The organism is Terriglobales bacterium, assembly GCA_035487355.1.
In the GTDB taxonomy this organism is placed as follows: Bacteria; Acidobacteriota; Terriglobia; order Terriglobales; family Acidobacteriaceae; genus QIAW01.
In genome coordinates, this window is sequence record DATHMF010000093.1 from 29815 (window position 1) to 53799 (window position 23985).

Here is a 23985-nt window from a genome sequence, read left to right on the forward strand (position 1 = left end):
CAGAGAGGTCAATTGGGCATTCGACCTCTTGAACTTACCTAAGTCTCATAAGTCCCATTGTCCGGCCGGTGGGCCCACAAACACGCCCAGTTTCAACATCGTATAATTGTCTTTTGCGAGGCTTACCATGACAGTCCCCAACGGCAGCAACGGAGTCAAGCAGAACGGAGCCAGTGTTCCCCAGCCGCGCGCGGAGTGGATCGCGCAACGCCGCACCCAGGCAGAAAAAGCCGGCGACCGGAATTTTTCCCAAATGCACTACGCCCGCAAAGGCATTGTGACCGAAGAGATGGTCTACATTGCCGCCAAGGAAAAGATTTCGCCCGAGCTGGTGCGTGATGAAGTGGCGGCGGGGCGCATGATCATCCCGGCCAACATCAACCACCCTGAGCTCGAACCCATGGCGATTGGTGTGGCTTCGTTGTGCAAGATCAACGCCAACATCGGTAACTCGGCCGTGACCTCGAACGTTGATGAAGAGCTGAAGAAGCTGCACACTGCCGTACACTTCGGCGCTGACACGGTAATGGACCTCTCCACCGGCGGCGATATCCATAATATTCGCGAGGCTATTCTGCGCCACTCGCCTGTGCCCATCGGCACGGTACCGATTTACGAGGCCATCTCGCGCGTGAAGCGCGTGGAAGACCTGAACGCCAGCGTAATGCTGGAAGTCATTGAAGAGCAGGCGGAGCAGGGCGTGGATTACATGACCATCCATGCCGGGGTGCTGATCCAGTACCTGCCGCTCATTACGAAACGTATTACCGGCATCGTGAGCCGCGGCGGCGCGATCCTGGCACAGTGGATGGCACACCACCACAAGCAGAATTTCTTGTACGAGTGCTTTGACGATATCACAAAAATTTTCGCCAAGCATGACGTTTCTTATTCCTTGGGCGACGGCCTGCGGCCAGGATGCATCGCCGACGCCAGCGACGAAGCCCAGTTCGCCGAGCTCAAGACTCTGGGTGAGCTTACAAAAAAAGCCTGGGAGCACGACGTTCAGGTCATGATTGAGGGACCAGGGCACGTCCCCATGGATAAGATCAAAGAGCAAGTGGATAAAGAGATCGAGTACTGCTACGCTGCACCTTTTTATACGCTTGGCCCGCTGGTCACCGATATCGCGCCTGGATACGACCACATCACCTCGGCCATCGGCGCGGCCATGATTGGATGGCATGGCGCTTCCATGCTGTGCTACGTCACACCGAAAGAGCACCTGGGCCTGCCCAACGACAAAGACGTGAAGGACGGCATCATCGCTTACAAAATCGCGGCGCATGCAGCAGACCTGGCGCGGCACAGGCCAGGAGCGCGCGACCGCGATGACGCCCTCAGCTATGCCCGCTACACCTTCGATTGGGAAAAGCAGTTCGCGCTGTCGCTTGACCCCGAAACCGCCCGCGCCATGCACGATGAGACCTTGCCTGACGATTTTTACAAGGAAGCCAAATTCTGCTCCATGTGCGGACCGAAGTTCTGCTCGATGAACTATTCACAGAAAGTCGATGAATACAACCGCACGGTGCACGGGGTGGAGAAGAAAGATTACTCCGAGCTGGTGGAAAAGCTGATCAGCCTCAAATAAAAATTCGCTCGCCTGAAATCACATACGGCTCACGGCCTTTTGCGCAAGAACCTTCTCTGCGTCGGTATTCGCTGTGGCTCCTTTAAGACCACTTACCGACAGATCCATTATTACCTTCGGCGTCAGTACATGCAGGTGACCATTGGGATCAACGTAAGCGTCCTTTCCCAGGCCTGTCACCGTGGTCAGGTTAGTCCCTTTATCTTGCCAGAGTTTTTTCTGCGCCTCCCACATGTTGCTTTCCGCGCCCATGCTGAGGGGACCAAGGTAAATGTAGACCATGGCCATCGAGGTAGAAGCTGTAGCTACGTATGCGCAGGCCTTCGCGCCCAGCGGCGTGGTCGTGTCTCCCTTTCCACGATCCAGCGGCTCGCCCAGCACCGCCTCTGCGTCGACTTTGGTGACCAAGGCACAGGCGTCGTAATCAGCAGGCCCTTGTTTATCGTTCAGCTGTTCGGTTTTGAATTGGTACTCGTAACCGGAATCGGAATTCTTACTGAAGTTGCAAGCCGCCAGCCCAAGCAGAATCATCAACATCAATATGGCAGTTTGATACTTAGTGTTGCGAGTCATGAGTTCGCCCTCCGAAAATTTATATTGGATTGTGACTTCAGGGCCACTGCTGGGAAGGTGCAGTGGGATTCAGCAAAACCGATTATAGAAGGAATCTTGCAATTGCGGAGTGTGTGTTCTCAATCCCGCACACGGGTCAATGAGCGCCATTTGCCGTGCAGCCATATCACCACGCCCAGGGCAACAATTTCGGTAGGACCGCCGTTCGGGAGCGTGACCTCAGACCAGGAAGTGAAATTTTTTGTAATGACGTGGACGGCAAGCACCATCCCGCCCGCTGCAATGAGACTGCCTATGATTGCCTCGCTTCGTGGAGCAATTCTCATACGCCCTCCCTGGATTTTGGGCGCAATGTATCACAAATTTCAGCGTGCAATAAAGTTAAGTGAGTGGATTGTTGACACTCTTGATTTCTGATTTGAATGCCATCCTTTCGTAGCGTTACATATATCTAGGGGCTCCGCGGTAACTGCTGCGCCCTCGCTCACCCTTGGGTATCTACTGAAAGCGATTACTGAAAGCTTTCCAGTTTCTCCGCGCCCCGATTGATGGCAGCGGCCAGTGCAGCAAGCTGCTGCTGGGTGCGGAGGTTATCGCCGGCATCAATGGCTTCATTCACGCCTGGAATCACCACCGCAGCGTAGCCGGTATATTCGCCCGGCGCATAGACCGCATGATGGAACCATGGACGATTAGGAAGGCCTTCAGGAATGAGTAATCCCCGCTCCGCCTCCAGCAGGACGCGGTTTAACCTGGTTGCATCTGTCGCAGCATCTTTCTGTTTTGCTCCGATAGCAGCACCGGCAGCAGCCAAACGTTTCGCGGCATTCAAAGCAGGGAGGAAATCAGGCCCATTCTTTCCCAGCTTTTCCGACGACTTTTTCTGCGCAGCCTCAAGGTAAGAGGTAATCTCCCTGCCATAGTTTTCGTAATCATAGGGCAGCACGTCGGCATCGGCCATGCGCAAGGCTTGCAGGCCGAACACCCGGGCCATCTGCTGCTCATATTCAAATGTCGGATCGCCGAATTTCTTGAACCAGGTAAAGTCGTCGAAGGCCGAGTGATACACCCCGTAATCTCCACCTGATGTGATGTCGCCGGAAGGCACACCCAGGTGTTGCAGAAAGGCGGTGAAGTCAGATCCACTGCCCAGATCGCCTACACGCACCTCGGCAGCAGCGGGCTGTCTGGGACTGCTGATCTCCTCGTGGCCAGCGTCGCGTGGGGCGCTGTCTTTTGTCCGCTTCTCCTTCCATGCGTCATACACAGTTCCCCCAGCCGGACTGGGAACAGCTTTAGTTACGTCACGCACAAACTGTTTCAAACTGGGAACAGCAGAGGCGTTGAAGTTCGGACCGGAGACACCCACATCCATGTTGAAATACACTACTGCGTTGGCCAGCTCTTTCTCATGCTGCTCGGCCCACTCGGTCGAGCCGATGAGCCCTTCTTCTTCCGCGTCCCAGCTTGCAAAGATGAGGGTGCGTTTGGGCTTCCATCCGCTCTTGAGCAACTCGCCGATGCCGTGTACCGCCTCCAGCATGGCGGCCGTGCCACTGTTGGGGTCTACCGCGCCGTAAACCCAGGCATCGCGGTGATTGCCGGCGATCACTAATTGATCGGGCTCCTCGGTTCCCTTCACCTTGGCGGTTACGTCCCAGATGGTGCGGTATTGATAATCCTGCTTCAGATGGATCTTCACGCGCACCGGTCCCGGACCGATGTGATAGGCAAACGGAAGAGCGCCTTGCCAGGGACGCGGCGAAAGCGGGCCGCGGAGGTTTTCCATGATGGGGCGTGCATCCTGATAGGAGAGCGGCGTCGCGGGAATGTGCGGAAGATTGACTGCCTTCTCGGGGGGCACTCTCTGGTTGTCGGGCAATGATGGTACTGACGCTACTCCGGGGGTCGTGGGGTCTCCGGGATACTTGAACATGTACATGATGGAGCCACGCTGCACCGCGCTATCAGGACGCCACGGTCCATCGGGATACTTGTCACCCTTGAAATAGCCATCATCGATGGGATCGGAGTAAATAATCATGCCGGCGGCGCCGTGCTGTTCGGCGATGTACTCTTTGACTCCCCGGTAGTTTTCGCCGTAACGCACAATGACGATCTTGCCGCGCACGTTGATCTTCATGTCTTCCAGCTTCTTGAAGTCTTCCGGACGGCCGTAGTTAGCAAACACAACTTCAGCCTCAACATCGCCCGAGGGTGAGTATTCGTTGAAGCCCGGCGTTACCCGCGGATCATCCTGGAAGGGGTCACCATTGACGTGCTCCGGCCTGGGAGCGTGGTAATCGGGCATCGGCGGATTGACGATGCTCACACTGACCTCGACCGGCAGGTTCATCCAGACTCTGTACTCGGTAATTTCGGCATCGAGTCCGGCTTCGCGGAATTTCTGGAGCACATACTCCGCTGTCTTTTTGTCTTCCGCAGAGCCCGCGATGTGCGGCTCGGCTGTGAGGATTCGCAGGTGCTCTTCCGCCAGCTTAGGATCGGGTACCGCGAGAAAGCGGATTTCTGCCTGCTGCTCGGCGCTGAAATTGCGAAATCCGGTTATCGTGGATACGGACGCCGGCTGTTGCGCTGAAATAACAGAAGCCAAAAAAAACATGGTGACCGGCAAACGCCCTAAAAGAGAAAGCTTCATGAAGTTTCCTGTTCTCGAACCTGAAACTATGAAGATTACACTAAATGCGAGGATCAAGACCATGCGTGACCGAGGAAAGACCGGATAAAACCCGCCGTGCCATCACTTCCCACAGGTTTCTGCACCGCCCTTCCGAATGTGACAATTTGTAGTTGAGGTCAGAGGTTTCCAGGCGCGCCGTCATGTTCGTGAATGAATGATTTAGGGTTAGCTCAACCAGCGCAGGGGGATTTGGAAGATAACGCTTGATTCCGGTCTATTTCCGCGGTGGGCAACGGCTTGATGAAGGACCTTCCAGAGTAGTCCAACCGTCGAAGAGGAGCATGGATGCCACGTGTTTCGAAAAATTCGTCTACCGCATTCCGTGCTCCCTTCCAGTAACCGTAATCGTCGAATTGAATTATTCCTCCGGGAACAACTTTGTCGTACAGGTTTTCCAGACAAGCCTTTACACTTTCGTACCAGTCTCCATCAATGTGTAGCAGGGCAATTTGTGGGATTGGGGCGGTGGGCAGGGAGTCTTGAAAGAGTCCCTTGACGAATTGCACCCGATCAGCCACTGAAAGCTGCTGGAATAAACGCTTTACTTCTTCAAGAGTACCGACGCAATCGCCGGTATAAAGGTTTGCAATTTCGTAATCAGGATCTTTTGTAGTAGGCGCCGGCAAGCCTTCAAAAGTATCAAACAACCAGACTGTACGTTGTGCTTCCAGCCTGCGAAGAGTCATGGCCATCAGCGCCGCGCTGCCACCCTTGGCACATCCGCATTCGACTAAGTCTCCCGGAACCTGTTGGCGTACGACATGGCGAACCCCCAGATACAAGGCCCGTAGCCGAGCATTGCTGCACATGGTATACGGGCGCACCTGGCGATACAGGAGAGAAAACTCGAGCGGGGAGACAAGATCCCACACATTCATCGCTCCCCTTATGGCTGTGTCCATCACGAGCCTGGGGTCCCGCACTCTGTAGAGAACTTCTCTCAACGAATGACGCACTGGCCTCCGCTCCGAGGCCCGCAGACTGCGATGCACTGTTTCGGCCGCTCAGGTTTCATCCGTGCCTCGGAATAAAGTAACCGGGGGGACAGGTTTTTTCTTTGCATTTCAACTCTCCGGGTTTCCGAGCGGAGCTCAACTCAGCCCATTACATCAGGAAATATTGGAAGCGTGCAACCGGGCAATAAAATGGAGCGAAGCCCCAAAAACAAAATCGAACGGCGGCGGATAAAGATTGAGATTGCGTTCCATCCTTTCCGGAAAAAGTTCCAGCTCCTTCCACGCTTGCGCCCAACGAGATCGATTCCAGTAGTTGTAAGGCAAACTCACTCCAAAGCGGGCATTCCCCACCCAATCCATCAACCGCAGCCGCGCTCCGGAAAATATCCCTTCGCGCTCATGGTCCTTGATCACGATAACCTTGCGAGATACCCTGCGCGCCTCGCGCAGCAACACCATGGGATCTTCGGTGTGGTGCAAAACGTCAGCGAACAGAACCGTCTCGAACGCGCCGTCGGGATAAGGAAGGGTGTATCCATCGAACGATCGTACGGGAATGCAGGTTTGTTGCCGGACCAGCACATCCACCCCTTCCAATACGAGATCGGGGCGCAAGGCGAGCAAGCACCCGGCAACCAGTCCGCTGCCACAACCTACATCCAGCACAGTCGCGTTGCGGGGAATAAGCTCAGCAAACCACTTGCTAAGAATACGAACGCGGCGTCCAATCACCAGGCGTTGGTGCATCGAACCTACAATATTCATTCGCGTTTCATACCCAGCACACTCAGAAAAAAACTGGAAAGGATTATTTCAAAACCAAGGGTAAGCGCAACTACGGAAGGACTCACCAGGCGCAACATTTGAAATGGGTTCAACGGGCCGAATTGCCGGGCGCTCCAATCCGACACCGCCAAGACTGAGCCCCCAAATCCCACCAACATCAGGAGAACGCCCACAAGCAAACCTGTTTCCAGCTTAATGTAACGGAACGCCTTCATGAGCCGCGGATCTTCCGGCAAAAGCCCTTCTGAAATTGCGAATACTTTAGTGAAGGTTGCAAATGCAATCGCCTGAAAGCCCAGCAAAATGCTCATCAATGCATAGAGCAGCGTGTGTATGTCGAATACAACTTGCCCCACACGCTGCGGCCCCGGCAAGAGCCAAAAGGTGCCTGCCGCGCCGAAAAGAATTAACAATATTCCCGGATACAAAAACAGCCAGCGCGGACTGTAAAGCAAAAGGAAGCGCAGCGTGCGCCACCCGTCATGCCAGGTGCGCAGATGGGGAGGCCGGTTGCGACCGTCGGGAGAGAGAGTGGTAGGAACCTCAGCGATCTTCATCTTCAGAAGAGTGGCCTTCACGACCATTTCGCAGGCGAACTCCATTCCGGTGGTACGCAGGCCCATTTGCTCGTAGGCAGACTTACGAAAGCCACGCATACCGCAATAAAAATCACCGCACGGTGAATGAAAGAACAACCGGCCGATTGCAGTGATTGCCGGATTTCCCAGGTAACGGTGTGAAAGCGGCATCGCGTTCCGCTTTATGCCTCCCCGAAACCGGTTGCCCATCACCAGATCAGGGCCGGTGCGCAGTTTTTCGACAAACATCGGGGTGTGCCCGAAATCATAGCTGTCATCGGAGTCCGCCATAACGATGAACCGACCGCGAGCAGCGGCGATGCCTCTTCGCAGCGCGTTGCCATACCCTTTGGCCTCAACATGAATTACCCGCGCCCCAGCTTGTTTTGCAATCTCCTGGGAACCGTCGCTTGATCCGTTATCCGCAACAATAATTTCGCCTGCAATATTCGCCTGCCGCAGGGCATCGGCAGCTTTTTTGATACAAATCGCCAGGGTCTCGGCTTCATTGAGGCAAGGCATCACGACAGAAACTTCCAATTCGTCTTCTGTCGCGCCGGTTTGCACCTCTGCGGCGGTCCGCTTTTCATTTTTTTCAAGAGTTTGCACGAAGTTCATTTTGCGTAATTTAGCATTGTAACAAGGTCTTCAGCGCGTCCTGTTCACTCTTGTTGCTTTGTGCAAAATCGGCAAGTATTGCAACAAAGACATAGTTCCAGCCGCTCCAGCAGCATTCCGAAGCGTCATTGCCATGGTATATAATTTCTGCACTTTGTCGCTGAAGGACACTCAAAACTCGCCCATTGGCCGGGAAGCGGCGCCTCGCGATTTGCGTTCATGAAGAATTCCCGCCGCATTCTTCTTTTCATTTGGATTGTTTTTGTTCTTCGCGGAGTATTCTATAGCGCCGTGTTCCCGATATGGGAAGGATACGACGAACCATTTCATTTCGCCTACCTGCAGCAGCTCATCCATCACGGCGAAATTCCCGGCATGTCTACTCCCATGTCGCGGGAACTGTTGCAATCTCTACACGTGCTGCCGCTGCCCTGGGTCCTTTCGCAGGAAGACCTGCCGCAACCGGCCTTTTCGCACGAAGCCTATTGGAAATTGTCCGGAACCGAACGTGAGCGTCTGCAAAAACAGTTCCGGGAGATTCCCCCCTCCTGGGGCGAAGAAGACTCCACCGAAAAGAAAATCAGTAATTATGAAACCCAGCAGATGCCTTTGTATTATCTTGTTTTCTATTTCCCGTTGAAGCTTATGCCAGGCTTTAGTCTGGCATTGCGCGTTTTGGTTTTGCGTTTCCTCAACGTTCTGCTTGCTTCCTGTATCGTCCCGCTCGGATACCTTGTGGCCACACGCGTCTTGAAGGACAAAAGTCCAGCCTTGTCCCTGATGCTGTTGATTGTTGCCTTGCCGGAATTATTCATCGATCTGTCGCGCGTGGGAAATGAGAGCCTTGCCCTGGTGCTTTATACGGCTGCAGTCTACCTGGCGCTGAGGATTGTGGAGGGCCCGCAGAATTTCAAATATTTCCCATGGCTCGGAGTTGTTCTAAGCCTCGGGCTTCTCACCAAGGCGTACTTCCTCACTGCCGTCCCCGCCTTATTTCCGATCATCGTTTGGTGTTACCGGCAATGGCCGCGGGAGAGAAATCGGCTGCTCAAATTTTCAACTTTGACCGGCGCGGCCCTGCTGATAATAGCCGGCCCGTGGTATTGGCGGGTCCATACTCTGACCGGATCGTGGTCGGGTGTAACCGATGATGTCGCCTTGCGGTCACTCTCCCGCTGGCAAATTCTAGCCCAGGTTCCTCATGTGAATTGGGCCGGCGGGATCGTTTCCATACTGCTTTCGCATGTGTGGTTTGGCGCCTGGAGCTTCCTGAAATTCAACAGACCCGTCTATTTATTCTTTGGTTTAATTATTCTTTTGGCGGTCCTGGGAATCTGCAGAGTTGTTCTGCTTCGTTTAAGAAAAAATTCTCCGGATTCTCAGGCAGAAGATAGGGGAGCGATAGAATCCGGCAAATTGCTGGTCCTGCTATCGTTCTATGCTTTCTTTTGGCTGGGATTGATCTACGACATATTGCTTGTCTATATCCATCTGGGTGTTTCTGCGAGCACAGGCTGGTACATGTATTCGCTGATCGTGCCGGAAGCAATTCTCCTGTATCTGGGATTATCTGCAGTTGTCACCAAAAAAAATCGCTCCTGGATTCTTCCGACTTTGACCAGCCTGTTTGTACTGCTCGATCTTTATGGATTGCATTTTCTGCTGGTTCCTTATTACACCGGCGTGATCTCTCACGTTGGTCAGAACCGCGTTGCCGCAGCCGGAGCCGGCCAGCTTATTCAGGTAGGCATTGCTGAATTTGCCCGGCGTTTGAGCATCAACAAGCCTGCTTTTCTGGGCCCTGCGGAAATGATTGTCTTGTGGATTATCTTTTTGTTGGCAACGGTATTCTTAATCTTTGCAGCTTTTGGATTGCGGAAGGCCAGCACTAATCTGGAGTAAGTCCAGGCAAAATCTCAACGGGAGCTGTGGGCGTTTACGTTTCCAAACTTCCCTGCTCAATCACCACATTCTCGCGCACAATCAGACGGTGCGATGCCATCTCGCGCAGCTTGGGTAAAACCCGTTGCACATGCTCTTCGCTATCTACAAAGACAATGACCACAGGCAGCTTGCCTCCGGCATCCACCAGGCTTGAGGTCTTCACCCGGCTGCGTCCGGTGAACCCGGCCACGGCATGAAACACCGTAGCGCCGGCCACGTTTTCTTCGCGCAAATATTTCAGGATTTCCAGATGCAACGGCCGGTGCTGCCACTGATCGGCTTCGTTGAGATAGATGGTGATCTGCACGGCCATACCGATGCCCATTGTATTGCGCCATTCTATAACTACCGCGCTATAGCCATCGCGCCAGGGCCGCTCCGCCGATGACGGCCGCCAGACACAAAATGTTGTTGGCCAGGATGTTGGCCGCCATCAAGTGCCACTGGCCCTGCTCCATGTAGGCGAAGGTCTCAAAGGCATAGCTGGAAAAGGTGGTAAACGATCCACAAAAGCCGATGGCAATGAAAAGACGCCAGCGCGGATCAGCCAGCACGCGCTCCGTGGTCCAGATCAGGAAGAAGCCAAGGACCAGGCTGCCGGAAACATTGATGATGAGCGTGCCGTACGGAAAAGTGGGTGAAAGGACCTTGGCCACATAACGGGAGAGAAAGTAGCGGAACCCAGCCCCTAGAATTGCGCCCAGAGAAACCCAAAGGTATGCCTGCACGATGAAGTCTCCGTCAAAAAATTGTAGGAGTCATCAGCCCGCTGCATCCATGGGCGGTTATGGCGAACCCCATCGCCAAAAGAATTATAGCAACAGGAATAGCTTCAAGCTCTCAGCTCCAAGCTGCAGCCGCACCTCTGAGAGTCTCAGGGCTTTAGCTAGTTTTAGTTATGCTAATCAACTTGTTTGAATTGTTCCCTTCGGCGAGCCGTAAGGGTGATCATAGCGATCCCGTAACCGCTAGGCTTGTTCGTCAAGAGCTCCAGTGTCTCGTCAATCCGGCCAGAAACGGTCCACTGATAACCAATTCGCTGGCACGCGGTAAGCAATTCATACACGACAGTTGACCATTCAGCCTTGACGGGAGTAAGTTGCCAACGAAATGTCCCGACCCAGCCACCGGTCTTCTCGTAGGGCGCCCACTCCGAGTCAGTGGGAGCGAACCCTGCGGCTTCAAGTCTTTGGGCGGCAAACCGTTCAGCCACTGTCCGGTCTTTCGCCGCTACAAAGTATCTAATTGAACAGTCGATCACTTCGGTCTTCATGCTCAACGCTTTCTTTATGAATGCGGAATCGCATAATAACCCTTCCGGGCCTGCACCTTGTAGCCATCCTTGCTGCGGATCTCAATCTTGCGGAAGGTGCCATCTTTTTTGCTGTTGGTGGGTGTATAGCCAACTCCGTATTGGGTGCGCAGCTCAGCAACGATCTGGTCGAAGGCGGTTTTCAGGTTTTCAACCCTGTCAATTTCGAAGACCCGGCCACCTGTATCTTCCGTCAGTTTTTTCATGTAACCCTCGCCTCGGAGCCCATAGATGCCTCTGGAAAACAAAAGAACATAACAGATGGCATCCGCCTTCTGGGCGCTCTCCACGGCTTCCTCCAGGCGCACTTTGCTGCCTTCATCCACCCCATCAGTCATGATAATCATGGCCTTGCGCCCGACCTCGCCCGTGAGCTTTTCCGTGGCCGCCAGGTAAATGCCGTCATAGAGGGCCGTGCCGCGCGCAGAGTTGGAACCGGGAAACGGCCCCCGTGTAATTGATGGACCCGAAGCAGGCTCAACCACCTTGACCGTTTCCATAGCATGCCTGAGTTCGCGAGCCGACGAGGTAAAGTCGTGCTCCAGGTTCACGTCAATATCAAAAGTCATGAAAAAAGCCAGGTCCTTCGGGGTCAGGACATCATTCAGGAAGGCGCCGCCTACCTCTTTTTCAGCGGGGATGACCTGCATCATGCTGCCGCTGGTGTCCATCAGGATGCCCAAGGTAAGCGGCTGATCGGTCTCGGTGCTGAAATACTTGATGTTCTGCTTCACGCCGTCTTCGGTAAGCTCAAAGTCCTCTTTTTTGAGGTTGGGAATCAGGGCGCCGTGTTTATCCTTTACATTGCAGTAAACACTGACCACGTCCACGTTGACTTTTAAGGTGCCCATGGACGGCTCTTCCGGCGTTTGTGCCTGGGATTGCGCCGGCGGGTTTTGGGCCGTACTGCCCTGGGTAGATTGCTGGGCCACGCAGACCAGTGGGCCAATGAGCAGGAGACACCAAAGATGCAACACCATTGTGCAAGAGCGTGCGATGCGTACCAATACCATAAGGGGCCTTTTCTGATAATTTAACAGTATCCTAAGGTTAATAGAGATAATCTAATTAGATGCAGCCATTCAGCCTGGGTTTAGGAAAAGCTGAGATTTTGGGCCCAAGGGACACCGCATATGAACTTTAAGTCGTTCGCGTATCATCTGGTAGTTATAGCCGCTTTTCTCGTGCCGGCATACCCGCAAACTCAGCCGAGCCAGCAGGGCCAAATACCCGATGCTCCTACGCCCAGCAACTCAGCCCCCTCATTCCCCACTACCACGGCGCCGGCTTCGAAGAACGGTGATCGTCCTGTGCCGCCTCCAACCTCGGCCGATGAGCCTCTTCCTCTGCCCCCGCCGCCGACAATGAGCCCAAAGCCCATGCCCACCTCAACCAAGCCGGCCAATGGGGAGAATGACAGTCGCGATGACTTCACCATTAAAAAAGTTGTTAACCTTGTTGTGGTCCCGGTCACGGTAAAAGATTCCGATGGCCGGTTGGTCGAAGGCCTGCTGAAGAAAGATTTCTCCGTTATGGAAGAGGGAGAACAGCAACAGATCAGGTATTTCACCAGCGATCCGTTTCCTTTGTCGGTGGCCCTTGTGCTCGATTCCAATCTGCCGGAGCAGACCATGCGCAAGGTCAAAGAAACCTTGCCGGCACTGGCTGGGGCTTTCAGCGATTTCGATGAGGTTGGGGTCTTTACCTACGGCAATTCAGTCACTGAGCGCCTGGATTTCAGTGGCGCCGGTGACCAGCTTTCAACCGCGCTAAGCCGCTCCGAGGTGGAGTTGCAGGGACGAAATGATGGCCCGCCGGTCGCCTCCGGACCCATGACCGGGGGTCCTTCGCCCTCAGTCAATGGCAAGCCCTTCGAGCCGGGTAAGCCGCACATTACCAATATCCGCCGCGAATCCAGCGTGCTGAATGATGCCATCCTGGCCGCCGCCACGGCCCTGGCCAAGCGCGAGAGCACCCGGCGCAAGATCATCTTCGTCATCAGTGACGGTATGGAATTGGGCAGTAATGCCAGCTATAGCGATGTGCTCAAAGTCTTGCTATCGAACGAAATCGCGGTGTACGCCATTGGCGTGGATTCTGCCGCCATCCCTGGCTACAACACCCTGCAAAACATCCGCATCCCCCGCATTGGGGCCAGCAATGTCCTCGGCAGGTACGTTAACGCCACCGGAGGCTGGCCATTCGCGGAATTTAGCAAGGAAGGGATTGAAGAGGCGTACTCTCGCGTAACGGAGCAGGCCCGTAACCAATACACCCTGGGCTATAGCGCACGGCTCACGGCTGCTAATAACTACCGTAGCATCGAAGTAGTTGTTCACCGCCCAGGGTTGTTAGTCCGCGCCAAAGCCGGATATTATCCGCTGCCTCCCGGGCGCTAGCGCAAGAAAGGTTTATTTTTAGTTATCAATATTAGACACAACCTGTGCATACGGCGCGATACGTATGGTATAAAACATATTCGGTTCGCGCCATATTCTCCAGGTTTTGTGCGGTGAGCTGTTCTCCGCGCCAGTACTCTTCCTTATGCAAGCTAGGCCCAGCCCGTGAGCCGGGACACAAGGCAAGGGTTTGGGCGCCAACTTATGTAAAAGGTCGGACAACGCATTGAGTTTTATTAACTTCGCGGCCCGCGAAATTAACTGCAAAATCGTCTACTACGGCGCCGGTCTTGGGGGCAAGACGACGAACCTGCAGTATATCTACGACAAGACGAACGATAAGGCCAAGGGCAAGATGATCTCTCTGGCCACCGAGACCGACCGAACTCTCTTCTTCGATTTTCTGCCCCTGGACCTCGGAACGGTGCGCGGATTCAAGACCCGCTTTCACCTGTATACCGTCCCCGGACAGGTCTTCTATGATGCCAGCCGCAAGCTAATTCTGCGCGGCGTGGATGGCGTGGTCTTCGTCGCCGATTCCCAGGAAGAACGCATGGACGCCAACCTGGAAGCCCTGGAAAACCTGCACAGTAATCTCAAGGACCACGGCTACGACCTCGTCAAAATCCCCTATGTCCTCCAGCTCAACAAACGTGACCTTCCTAACGTGCTCCCGGTTGACGCCTTGAAGAAAGAGCTGATGCGAAAAAACGAACCCACCTTCGAAGCCATAGCCTTCCAGGGACCCGGGGTGTTTGAAACCCTGAAAGAAGTCGCCCGCCAGGTCCTCATCGAACTGAGGAAAGGCTAGAGACGCGGGCTAGTTGCTCCAAAGGTTTTGAAACGGAATTCCCTCTGCGCTCCTCCGCGTCCTCTGCGGTAAAACCGTAACTACTTCCTGCCCAGAAACCTTATCCTGCCTGTAATTGCTCTCTTCTGAAATGAGCTGAAGGTCAAGAATTGTGGAGAGTCTATGTTGTTGTTGACCACAACAGGATTCCTGCTGTTGGTAATGTTGTTCGAACCGACGCGGAGAGCGAACTCGTATCCATGGAAGCGGAAGCGGCGCTCTACGTGCAAGTTAAGTGCGAAGTAGTCAGGAAAACGGTGGGAGTCGGGTGCTCCCCCAATCTGTTGTTGCTGGTTGACGACGTTGAAGGGAAACCCGGTGTGCCAATCCAATGAATAGGCCCAATCTATTTTCTTCGTGAGAGGAAACCATCCCCAGGAGACGAGGTGGTTCGGAGTGTCCCAGGGCAGCGCCCCTCCGGCCTGCCGCGCAAAAATAGGATTATCCAGCGAGAAATCCAGCACCGCGTTGGAGCGGGCCCGCGAGCGGGTATAGGAGATCATGAACTGGTGGTTCTGGGCAAATTTCTTCTCCGCGGCAATCTGGATTGAGTCATAGCGGCCATTTTGCACATTCAGCAACTGATACACCCCGCCGGTAGTTGCAACCGGATGCACGTTGAAAAAAGCAAAGCCTTCCCGGCCGCGCTTCTCGAGCGTCTCAATCCGCAGGTGAATGGACTTGGGCAACATGCGCTCGAAGCTCAGGCTGGCATTGACAAACTTTGATGGCTGCAAAGTATTGGTATTCACCTGGAACAGGGTCTGCGTGGCTGGTCCGAGGCGCGTAACCCCGTCGGCGGCAAAGTTCTGGTCCAGGCGCACCCCTTGCAGGGAGCGTGTAGCAAAATCAAGGTTCGTGGCATCGTAGAACAGCCCCACGCCGGCACTGATCTTGGTCATGGTGGGTCCATCAAAGAAATAGCTTGTGGCCAGGCGGGGCGAGAACCATGCATCGCGGATAATTTCATCCCAGTCGCCGCGTAATCCATATTCAACAATCCATCGTTCGGCGGGAGACCATCGGTCCTGGGCGTAAGCGCTGCCCTCAAAATTGCTTATCCTGAACCGTGGCGGGCCGGAAAAGGTAGAACGCCGTTCCAGTGTGCCGTCTTCCCGCAAAGTTCTGATGGGTCGGCGCGTATTGAACTGGTGATCTTCAATACTGTCCAGGTCTGCGCCTATGCGCATTTCATGCCGTCCGTGCCATTCCGTCGGGGAAAGATAAAGATTGGCATATCCCTGTACCCGCCGGGCGCGCGAGGCGGTGCGCTCAAAAAAACTGCCCGAGATACCCTCCGGACGAATCGTGAAGGGCAAGCCTCCACGGGGAAGGGTGTCAGTCATGAACTCGCTGACGCCAACCCCGGTTTCAAGTAAAGTCTGCCCGGAATAGGCCGAGTCTCTGATGTCGAACATCTTGATCGAAGCGTGCTGATCGGTAGTACTGGCCGGGGGCGTCAACAGCGACAACCCCAGCCGCTCTACTTTCTGGTGATTGATCAAGAAGCTGGCGGTGAGAATGTTCCCCGGGGTTGCGTTGATCTGCACTTTACTCAGGCTGTCGACACGCCACAAGGGGCTGCTATTGCGGCGTTTAAAGGGCAGGTCTTTATTAAAGTTGCTGTCGTATTCTCCACTGAGCCCTTCGAACCACCACACCCTGCCCTTCTTGATCGGACCGGAAAAGGTAAAACGCGGGGTCCAATTCTCAAAGGTCAAGCCCCTTTGAAGACTGACTCCAGGCGTAAAGTTAGTGGCCGAATATCGAAAGCGGTCGTCACCCATACCGGTTTCCAGGCGCAGCACGCCTCCGGAACCTTTGCCGTATTGTGCCGTATAGCGGCTCTGGTCAACCTCGATCAACCGCAGCGAATCCGGGCTTACGCGCAAATCCAGCAGCCCGGTCACAGGATGGGTGACGTTAAATCCGTCGAGCTGATGAAACAGCTCATATCCCGCCGAGCCTCCCACATGAATCTGTTGGCTGTTATCAACCACCACGCCGGGGATAAACGGCAGCACGTTGCGGAAGTCGCGCGTGGTGGGATAAGGCAACGTAAAGATCTCACGGTTGGTGAGCTGTTCGGTGGAGCTGGTTTTAGCCGGGTCTACGGCCGGCGCTGTATCGTATACGTCAACATTTTCCCGGAACTCCTGCACATGCCGCAACAGGACTGGAATTTCAGCTCCCGGAGCAAACTCCAGCTCTCCCACGGAAACCGGGTAAAATCCCTTCTTTTCCACCTCGAGCGCATATTTCCCGGGCATCATGCCGTAAAAACGATAGTGGCCGCCAAAATCTGTTTCTACCACCAGGGAAAAAGAAGATCCCGGCACAGTCAGGGTTACACGCGCACCGCTGACCGGGTCGTGGTTCTCATCGCGTACAACCACAAGAATGCTGGACTGTTTGGAAGAATGCTGGGGCACACCGCTTTGAGCAGGCTGGCCCTGTGCGAGCGCCATCCAGCTGCATGCCAGGAGAAATGCTGCGAGTTGGAAGCTGCGGTGCATTCAGTTCTCAATTCACGGCTCTCAGTTCTCAGAATCGCAACCAACGCAAAATTGTATACCGCAGCGGGCAGGTTTCCCGCCACAGTGCGGCAAGAAGTACGATTTTAGAATTGATAGACGGATCGGGAGTGGATCGGTTTGGAAAAACATAGCAGCATGAGTATGAGTTGATTTGTTTCCGTGTTGCCCGTTATTCAGAACGTTCGAGTCCTGCGGTAGCAGTTAGCGAGTCGGGAATGGCGAATTGCCGTTTCAGTAAGGTGGTTTTCCGGGGGAGTCGACCCACTGACCACCCTTGCACTCCGCGTATCCATCCGAAAGACGAAGTAAGGCACTGTTATCGAGTGCTACAAAATCATCGATCAGCCACCGATGGCTCTCTAGAATCACGGTCACAACGCCTTCATAATGCTCGTACGCTGTTGGATAGCCGCAGCAATATATTTGTTTGTGAGTGAATCCGAGGTGAACATCGACCCGGTTTTCTCCGATGGCTGTGCTGCCGAGAATCGAGAACTTCATTGGACTAAGTTTCGAGTCGCCCGTGATTCGGAGTCTCTAACGCGGCTTCCTTGCTGAGCACTCGACAACTTTCGGCGGGTGATCCCGCTGAAATCCGCTCTCGACGTTTTACACCGGAGCTGTACCGCCTAATTCACTTTGGCTCGATGATTGGGCCATTCGTGATGAGCTTCGAATCCACTATGCCGATCTCGACCCGGCGGTTGGCAGCACGCGCTTGGTCGCTGTCGCCCGGAACGCGCGGGTCGGACTTGCCAAAACCCTTGGCGCTCATGATTTTCGGGGAAATTCCGGCCTGTACCAAGAAGTCGCGGACAGCTTCGGCGCGACGCTGCGACAGTTGCAAGTTGTACTTCTGCGTGCCGATGTCGTCCGTATATCCGTAGACAGCAACCGAATATCCCTTAAGCGCCATCAGGATCCCGGCGATGCGATTGAGGATGTCGCGGTATTCCGGTTTAATGGCTGCCTTATCAAAGTCGAAGCGAATTGACTTGCTGTCCAGCGTCATCACCAAGCCCATCGCGGTACGACGCGTTTCGGCGATTTGCCCGAGAGCCTGTTGCAGCTGTTGAAGTTCCGCCTCTCGCTGCTGCCGATACTGTTCAGCCTGCTGTGTGGCTTGATCCGCCTTTTGCTGCTCAGCGGCGGCCTGCTGCCGCGCAAGTTCCGCCTGAGCCTCCGAGTTCGATTGAGCCTGCTTCGCCAAGTCGCGCTCTTGAGCGGCTGCTTGCGCGTTCGCAGCCGCTTGCGAAGCTTGCTGAGCGGACGTCTGCGATTGTTCCTGTACCCGCTCGACCTGCCGGCTGAGAGCCTCCGTCTGCTGGCTGAGAGCCTCCGTCTGCTGGCTGAGCTGTGCCACCTCGCGCTCCAGGCGACGAACCGATCTTAGATAAACAAACCCAAGAATCAAGCTGAGCGCGATTGCGATCACTCCCAGAGCCAACGCCAACTTCCCTTGAGACTTGCCAGGTGCATCCCCAAGTCCACGCTCATTCAGCTTTAGCGGCACTCGTGAAGAGTCCATCATTGGCCAATCTTAGCTTGGAATTCTAGATAGAAGCAAAACGAAATAGCTCGCGGATGGTCGGCAATCCGGGCCTCCTAAATTGACCACTACTACCGATCAAAAAGTGAAGCTAGAAGTTAGAAAGAAGTCACAAAGCAGGAGTTGGGGAAGGGTTAACGCAACCGCAAACTGCGAAGCATGGCCTCGAAAGTCCCATGCATCTGATTGAAATCGGGGTCAGGGGAAATGAACACCAGATAGAGTACGTGCTGGCCGTCGCTGAGTGGCAGGGTCACCAGCCAGTCGCGCTCGCGCAAGGGGTTGCCGCTCTGGTCTTTGACGGGTGACACGCCAACCAGGTCTGCCGATTTGGCTGCAATTCCGTTCACCCGTATATCTTCGTCGGTACCAATTTGCTTGAGCTGCGGATTCCCCTGGCGCAGCCGGGCTATCAGCTCATGTGTGGCCTGGTCGAGTGAATTTGAGTTTTCGGGCTGGAATCCACTCACAATCACGCCGTAGGCCACCTGGTCCTGGGTCACACCCGATTGCGGGGCAATGGTCACAGCCGTGGTATTGTCGCCGTAAACCTGCCAGTTATCGGGATAAGAAATCGTGTAAGCATCGTGCTGAAAATCGCGGACGTTCCCGCTGGGCGCCACCCCTTCGATAGCGGTGCTGGTAAGTTTGTTCCCCGATTTTTGCTGCTGTTGCTGAATCTGCTGCTGGGTAAGGGGCTTCATGCCCATGGCGCGCTGCTTGATTTGCGCGAACTCCGGGGTGCTGTCAGGCAGATATTGCTTGGCAGGCAGCGTGGCGACCTCCTTGGAGACATATTGATAACGGTTCGCAGGAATGGGGTGATCGCTGAAAAACTGCGAGGTGCTGGCCCCGCCCTGCTGCTGCAGTTTGCGGAAGAACTCGGCCATCCATCTGGGGTTGTAGCCGGTGTCATACATGATGTCCGTGCCCAGCAAGTCGGCCTCTTGCTCGTTCTGGCGTGAATTCTTGAGGAAGTAGGAGCCTGCTCCAAACTGAATCCCAAGCTGGGCAAGCTGGCTGCCGATGCCCTTGCCGAGAAAACCTCCTAAGATGGAAAGCGGAAGCTGGGCCTCCATCTGCTTGGTGGCCGCGCGCGTGGAGTGGCGCTGCACCACGTGCGAGATTTCATGCGCCATCACCGCCGCCACCTCGGCCTCGTTGTCCGCTGCCTGGATTGTCCCCAGATTGAGGTAGATCGGCCCGCCCGGCATGGCAAAGGCGTTGATCTCCTTCTGGTTGACCACGTGGAAGTTATACGGCCACTTTGCGCCGGGAGCATGCGCCGCCAGGTTGGCTCCCAGCCTTTGTACATATTTGGTGATGGGGTCAGAGTCACTCAGAAGCGGGAGCTGCTTGTTGGCATCAGCCGAGGCCTGCTGCCCCGCCGCGATTTCCTCTTGCGAGGAAAACAGGTTGAAGCCGCTGGTGGGTTTCACGCGCGCCTGCATCACGAGCGGAACCACCAGACCCAGGATTAGGATGACTGCCAGGCTTTGGGATAAAAAAGGTTTTCGGTTGTCAGTTGCCAGTTGCCGGAAGAGCTTTCCTCGTATGCGGTTCTTCATGATCTATCTCCTCGTACACATTACGAAGTAGGCATAGCTTTCACGTGGAGAATTATATAGTGCTTCCACAATTACTGTATCCACTACCGTGGAAGAGCACGGCTTTCAGAGTTTGTGGAAAAAGTCGGCTTTTTTGTCATTCCGAACACGCAGTGGAGGAATCCCTATTGTGCCGAGATTCTTTGCTTCTGCGTTTGTCAGGGCACGGGATTTTATCAGTGCCTCATGGGCTTTTAATGTAAATGTGTGGAAAACTCAATTTTGTGGGCACCTGAAGGGTGAACAACCCCGAAGGGGTGACGTATTATGCCCAGCGTTTCCAGCGCTGGGTATCGTAGGAAACGATTCGTAGTCCCGTTAGGGACGACGCTATCGCGCGTTATTTCTCAAGCCTACGAGAGCTATGGCAATGGTCCCCAAGAATCCTGTTATTCCTGACGACTGAGGACTAACGACTGAGGACTACTTGTTATTCGGGACGCTGAACTCGCGGGTTTTGGCCCCCGCACGGGCAGCGCGGGCCTGCGGAGGTGTGCCCACTTCCTGTCCGTACTTCTCAAGCATTACGGGAACCATGGCCCCCTCAGCTTCTTTGACGAAGGCCATCTTGCCTTCCGCATCCATATCAATGCGCACATAGTCGCCTAGCTTCACCTGGCTTGTAGCAACCAGGTTGGCCAGTGGAAAGACGATAAAACGCTCAATGGCACGCTTGAGGTGGCGTGCTCCGTACTTGAGGTCGGTGCCTTTTTCCAGCAGAAAGCTCTTCACCCGGGGCATGCAGTTAAAGACAAACTGGCTGTTCCCCGTCGCCTGCAGAATGCGCTGTTGCACCATGCCCAGCTCGATTTCGAGGATGCGCTCGAGGTGCGCGGGCTGCAACATCTTAAAGACCACCATCTTATCAATGCGGTTCATGAACTCAGGGGAGAACTTGCGCCGCGCCGCCTCCTGGGCGGTGCGGGTGATCTTGTCGTCGAGCTTGGAATCCACTAAGGCCGGTCTCTGGGCAAAACCCATGGCCCCGTGGATAAGCTCGTTCGTCTCACTGGCGCCGAGATTCGAGGTCATGATGATGATGCAATGGGAGAGGTCCACGCGGCGGTTGTCACCCAGGGTGAGTGTGGCTTTATCCAGTATCCCCAGCAGAAGCTGCCAGAGCGCGTCGCTGGCCTTTTCGATCTCGTCGAACAGCAGCAGGGAGAGGCGAAGTTTTTCCGTGTGCCACTCGTTCAGGGCCTCCTGGGTCAGCAGCGGATGGGTTTCGCGATGGCCGAGGTAGCCCGGTGGCGAGCCAATCAGCTTGGCAATCTCGTGGCTGTGCTGAAATTCAGCGCAATCAATCTTGATGCAGGCCTTGGGATCTCCGAAGAGCGCCTCGGCCATGGCCTCGACCACGCGCGTTTTGCCGGAGCCGGTGGGCCCCAGAAACAACAGATTGCCCACGGGGCGCCCTGGGGGAGTCAGGCCGGCCAGAAACATCTGGTAGATTTGTGTGACCTTCTCAATGGCGGCGTCCTGGCCCACGATTTTCCGCCGCAATGCCGCTTCAAAATCTAGTGCGTCGTTGCCGCGCCGGGTGGGATCCAACGCTGTATTCAATCCTGTCCTCATAATGCCTGTGCCCCTTCCTGTCGGGCAGTTATTCTGACTGCGTCTCTCTCCCTAATACATTTGATGCAAGATGGGCAGCTTTGGAATCACCCTTTTGGAAATCTTGGGTACACTGCCTTGACTGTCCGCTTGCCCGGTCTCCCCTGAACGAACATCTTTGCGAAATACAACCTGCTTCTAAGGTATACACCGGGGTTGCAGGCTGCTTGAGAAGTGCTAGTATGCGGATTCTCCCCGAGAAGAATTGGAAGTACTTTACATGGAGCCTCGCAAGTTATCTCTTGGTGTATCTCACGTCAATTCATTTTTTGTTTTTCTGATTCTGATTTTGCTCGGCGGATGCGGGTTTTCGCGTTCCCAAATCGGGCAAACCGGAAATCCTGCGCCGGCACAGGCAGCGGCCACCTCCGCTACGGTGGCAACCACCGGCCTTCCATCCGGAGCTGCGCCGTTCCATTACACCGTCAAGCGCGGTGAAAGCATTCCGGCAGTGGTGCGGCAATTTATTTCGCACACGTCGTATATGACAGGCGCCGAACTGGAAAGCGCCTTGCGCGAGGCCAACAACAAGCCTAAAGGAAATGGTCTGAAGCCGGGCGAAGACCTTATTATCCCCGGCTATGAGACGGAGCCGATTGTGGAGCACTCGGTTACGGTGCCGAAAAATTTTGAAGTGCGGGCCATTTACCTGACGGGAACGATGGCGGGCAGTGACCACGGCATACGCATCATCCGGCGATGGCACGATCTGGGCGGGAACGCCGTGGTCTTCGACATCAAAGACAGCGATGGTTCGGTAAATATTGCCTTCGACCATCCCCTGGCCCCCAAGGTCAAACACCATTCCATTGCCAACCTGCCTAAATTCATCCGGTTTCTGCATTCCGAAAACATGCATGCCATTGCGCGCATCGCTCTCTTCCGCGATGAACACATTGCGCGCGACTACCCGGAGCTGGCCGTGCAATCAAAGCGTGCTCTGGCAGGCACGCAGACTGCACCTAAGCCGAATAAGGCTGCGCAAGACAATGCAGCCGCGCAGAATAATGTAGTCGCGCAGACTCCAGCTAACCAGAATCAAACCACCCCGGACCAAAGCACGCAAGCTCAGGCAACCCAGACTCAGGCTGCGCAAAATGAATCCGCACAAAATCAAGCTGCGCAAGCCACGACTGTGCAGAAAGAAGCTCCGCAGAAGAAAGTTGCGCAAAAGAAACCTGCGCAGAACAAGACCGCCCCTCAGCCCTGGCGGGAGAACGGCAAATTGGTCTGGGCCGATACTTCAAATCCCAAAGTTCAGGAATATAACCTGGCGCTGGCGAAATTTGTTGCCGGCTCAGGGGCCGATGAAGTTCAATTTGACTATGTCCGCTTCCCCGCCGAAGGCGACCAGAAAGATGCTTGGTTTGCTTTCATGAAAAGCCATCCCGAGTGGCAGCGCGCCGATGTGATTGCCGATTTTCTGTCGCGCGCCTACTCAGAGCTGCATCCTGCAGGCGTGCTGCTCTCGCTCGATGTTTTTGGTGTGATGGCGTGGCAGCGCTCGGTTGACCTGAACCACACCGGCCAGGACATTGTTCGCATGGCAAAATATTGCGACGTGCTCTCGCCTATGATTTATCCTTCGCACTTCTTTGGCATGGATGGTTACAGGCGGCCGGGCGATGCGCCGGAACACTTTATCTCCAGTTCAATGCAGCGCTTCGAGAAGGTAACGCAGGGCAGCGGTGTAGTGCTGAGGCCGTGGCTGCAGGCCTTTGGCTGGCGCACCAGCACATATTCGCCACAGTACATCGAAACCCAGGTAAAAGTCGCCAAAAACAACGGCGGAGTCGGTTTCCTGTTCTGGAACGCGCGCAACGACTATGGCCGTCCCTTCACAGCCATGCCGGTGATGACCCACAAAATGGATGAGTACTTCCAGGCAGCCACCAAAAAATCATAACCGGAGCCGCTGTGAGCAAAGCGAACAGCAGCTATTGCGCCGGCTTGCGGCGCGCGGTGGGAGCCCCCGGCTTTAGCCGGGGGTAAGGTTGTAGCGTTTTGGGGCTTCAGCCCCGGCGTTTTTGTAAGTTAGGACATTTGCTATGCAGCCCCGAGGTAGTTCCTTCCTGCGCTCCAAGCGTTTATGAAGTGGCCCCATTGTGGTATCAAACTCTTGATTCCGGGAAAACACGGACTAACATATGTCTCAGAACTGTATTCAGCATTCCAGAAATGCGGAGGCTCTTGCCTTCAAGGATCTTTGAAAACTCGCCAACAATTCCCAGACCACCAAGCTAACAGGGGGTAGGGGCGCTAACTGGATACCGTCTCTCCGAAGGCGAATCCGGGGCTTTCCTGATGACTGAGGACTTTCTTTTTGAGCAGCCAGCTCCTTCGAGAACTGAGAACTGTTTTGAGGAC

19 protein-coding genes and 1 riboswitch are annotated in these 23985 nt (G+C 54.8%); of the genes, 5 read left to right on the forward strand and 14 right to left on the reverse strand.

What is annotated here, in order from left to right; genetic code table 11:
* The first annotated feature begins 127 nt into the window (after positions 1 to 127).
* Positions 128 to 1594, forward strand: coding sequence for a phosphomethylpyrimidine synthase ThiC (gene thiC / locus VK738_17110; GenBank protein ID HTD24380.1), 1467 nt, complete (start codon positions 128 to 130; stop codon positions 1592 to 1594).
* 18 nt (positions 1595 to 1612) lie between these two features.
* Here the strand turns inward: thiC and VK738_17115 are convergent, their stop codons facing one another.
* The 6 genes from VK738_17115 to VK738_17140 all read right to left on the reverse strand — a co-directional run bounded on the left by VK738_17115 (position 1613) and on the right by VK738_17140 (position 7806).
* Positions 1613 to 2167 carry a hypothetical protein gene (locus VK738_17115; protein HTD24381.1) on the reverse strand — a complete coding sequence of 185 codons (555 nt, stop codon included), beginning with the start codon at positions 2165 to 2167 and terminating at the stop codon, positions 1613 to 1615.
* 119 nt (positions 2168 to 2286) lie between these two features.
* Positions 2287 to 2493 carry a hypothetical protein gene (locus VK738_17120; protein HTD24382.1) on the reverse strand — a complete coding sequence of 69 codons (207 nt, stop codon included), beginning with the start codon at positions 2491 to 2493 and terminating at the stop codon, positions 2287 to 2289.
* A gap of 185 nt (positions 2494 to 2678) precedes the next feature.
* Positions 2679 to 4826 carry a M28 family metallopeptidase gene (locus tag VK738_17125; GenBank protein ID HTD24383.1) on the reverse strand — a complete coding sequence of 716 codons (2148 nt, stop codon included), beginning with the start codon at positions 4824 to 4826 and terminating at the stop codon, positions 2679 to 2681.
* Positions 4827 to 5038: 212 nt separating this feature from the next.
* The gene (locus VK738_17130; GenBank protein ID HTD24384.1) at positions 5039 to 5740 is read right to left on the reverse strand and encodes a TylF/MycF/NovP-related O-methyltransferase; all 702 of its coding nucleotides are present in this window, start codon (positions 5738 to 5740) and stop codon (positions 5039 to 5041) included.
* Positions 5741 to 5977: 237 nt separating this feature from the next.
* A complete protein-coding gene (locus tag VK738_17135; GenBank protein HTD24385.1) occupies positions 5978 to 6589 on the reverse strand; it encodes a class I SAM-dependent methyltransferase in 612 nt (203 codons plus the stop codon).
* Positions 6586 to 7806: a glycosyltransferase family 2 protein gene (locus tag VK738_17140; protein ID HTD24386.1), complete on the reverse strand. Its 1221-nt coding sequence runs from the start codon at positions 7804 to 7806 to the stop codon at positions 6586 to 6588. Before VK738_17140 ends, VK738_17135 begins: the two co-directional genes overlap by 4 nt.
* A 219-nt stretch (positions 7807 to 8025) precedes the next feature.
* Between VK738_17140 and VK738_17145 the strand changes: the two genes are divergently transcribed.
* The gene (locus tag VK738_17145) at positions 8026 to 9708 is read left to right on the forward strand and encodes a glycosyltransferase family 39 protein (GenBank protein HTD24387.1); all 1683 of its coding nucleotides are present in this window, start codon (positions 8026 to 8028) and stop codon (positions 9706 to 9708) included.
* A gap of 34 nt (positions 9709 to 9742) precedes the next feature.
* On the opposite strand, the gene VK738_17150 is transcribed toward VK738_17145, so the two are convergent.
* The 4 genes from VK738_17150 to VK738_17165 form a co-directional block, all read right to left on the reverse strand.
* Entirely contained in the window at positions 9743 to 10075 is a 333-nt protein-coding gene (locus tag VK738_17150) for a DUF190 domain-containing protein (protein HTD24388.1), read from the reverse strand.
* A 28-nt stretch (positions 10076 to 10103) separates the two neighbouring features.
* Positions 10104 to 10478, reverse strand: coding sequence for a fluoride efflux transporter CrcB (gene crcB, locus VK738_17155; GenBank protein ID HTD24389.1), 375 nt, complete (start codon positions 10476 to 10478; stop codon positions 10104 to 10106).
* 17 nt (positions 10479 to 10495) lie between these two features.
* A riboswitch (Fluoride riboswitch) is annotated at positions 10496 to 10564 on the reverse strand.
* An 87-nt stretch (positions 10565 to 10651) separates the two neighbouring features.
* Complete coding sequence (locus tag VK738_17160) at positions 10652 to 10963, reverse strand: hypothetical protein (protein ID HTD24390.1); 312 nt, start codon at positions 10961 to 10963, stop codon at positions 10652 to 10654.
* A gap of 74 nt (positions 10964 to 11037) precedes the next feature.
* Positions 11038 to 12075 carry a VWA domain-containing protein gene (locus VK738_17165; GenBank protein ID HTD24391.1) on the reverse strand — a complete coding sequence of 346 codons (1038 nt, stop codon included), beginning with the start codon at positions 12073 to 12075 and terminating at the stop codon, positions 11038 to 11040.
* A 120-nt stretch (positions 12076 to 12195) separates the two neighbouring features.
* Here VK738_17165 and VK738_17170 point away from each other — a divergent pair, with 120 nt between their 5' ends.
* Together VK738_17170 and VK738_17175 are read left to right on the forward strand one after the other, a co-directional pair.
* On the forward strand, positions 12196 to 13461 hold the full coding sequence (locus tag VK738_17170; GenBank protein ID HTD24392.1) for a VWA domain-containing protein: 1266 nt from the start codon (positions 12196 to 12198) through the stop codon (positions 13459 to 13461).
* A gap of 226 nt (positions 13462 to 13687) precedes the next feature.
* Positions 13688 to 14272, forward strand: a complete 585-nt coding sequence (locus tag VK738_17175; GenBank protein HTD24393.1) for a GTPase domain-containing protein — start codon at positions 13688 to 13690, stop codon at positions 14270 to 14272.
* 80 nt (positions 14273 to 14352) lie between these two features.
* Here VK738_17175 and VK738_17180 read toward each other — a convergent pair whose 3' ends face one another.
* The 4 genes from VK738_17180 to VK738_17195 form a co-directional block, all read right to left on the reverse strand.
* Entirely contained in the window at positions 14353 to 16827 is a 2475-nt protein-coding gene (locus VK738_17180) for a carboxypeptidase regulatory-like domain-containing protein (GenBank protein ID HTD24394.1), read from the reverse strand.
* A gap of 655 nt (positions 16828 to 17482) precedes the next feature.
* Positions 17483 to 18379: an OmpA family protein gene (locus tag VK738_17185; protein ID HTD24395.1), complete on the reverse strand. Its 897-nt coding sequence runs from the start codon at positions 18377 to 18379 to the stop codon at positions 17483 to 17485.
* Positions 18380 to 18531: 152 nt separating this feature from the next.
* Positions 18532 to 19965, reverse strand: coding sequence for a M48 family metallopeptidase (locus tag VK738_17190; GenBank protein HTD24396.1), 1434 nt, complete (start codon positions 19963 to 19965; stop codon positions 18532 to 18534).
* 462 nt (positions 19966 to 20427) lie between these two features.
* Positions 20428 to 21567 (reverse strand): AAA family ATPase, encoded by a 1140-nt coding sequence (locus VK738_17195; protein ID HTD24397.1) that lies wholly within the window; start codon positions 21565 to 21567, stop codon positions 20428 to 20430.
* A gap of 271 nt (positions 21568 to 21838) precedes the next feature.
* Here VK738_17195 and VK738_17200 point away from each other — a divergent pair, with 271 nt between their 5' ends.
* Positions 21839 to 23524: a putative glycoside hydrolase gene (locus VK738_17200; protein ID HTD24398.1), complete on the forward strand. Its 1686-nt coding sequence runs from the start codon at positions 21839 to 21841 to the stop codon at positions 23522 to 23524.
* Positions 23525 to 23985: the final 461 nt, after the last annotated feature.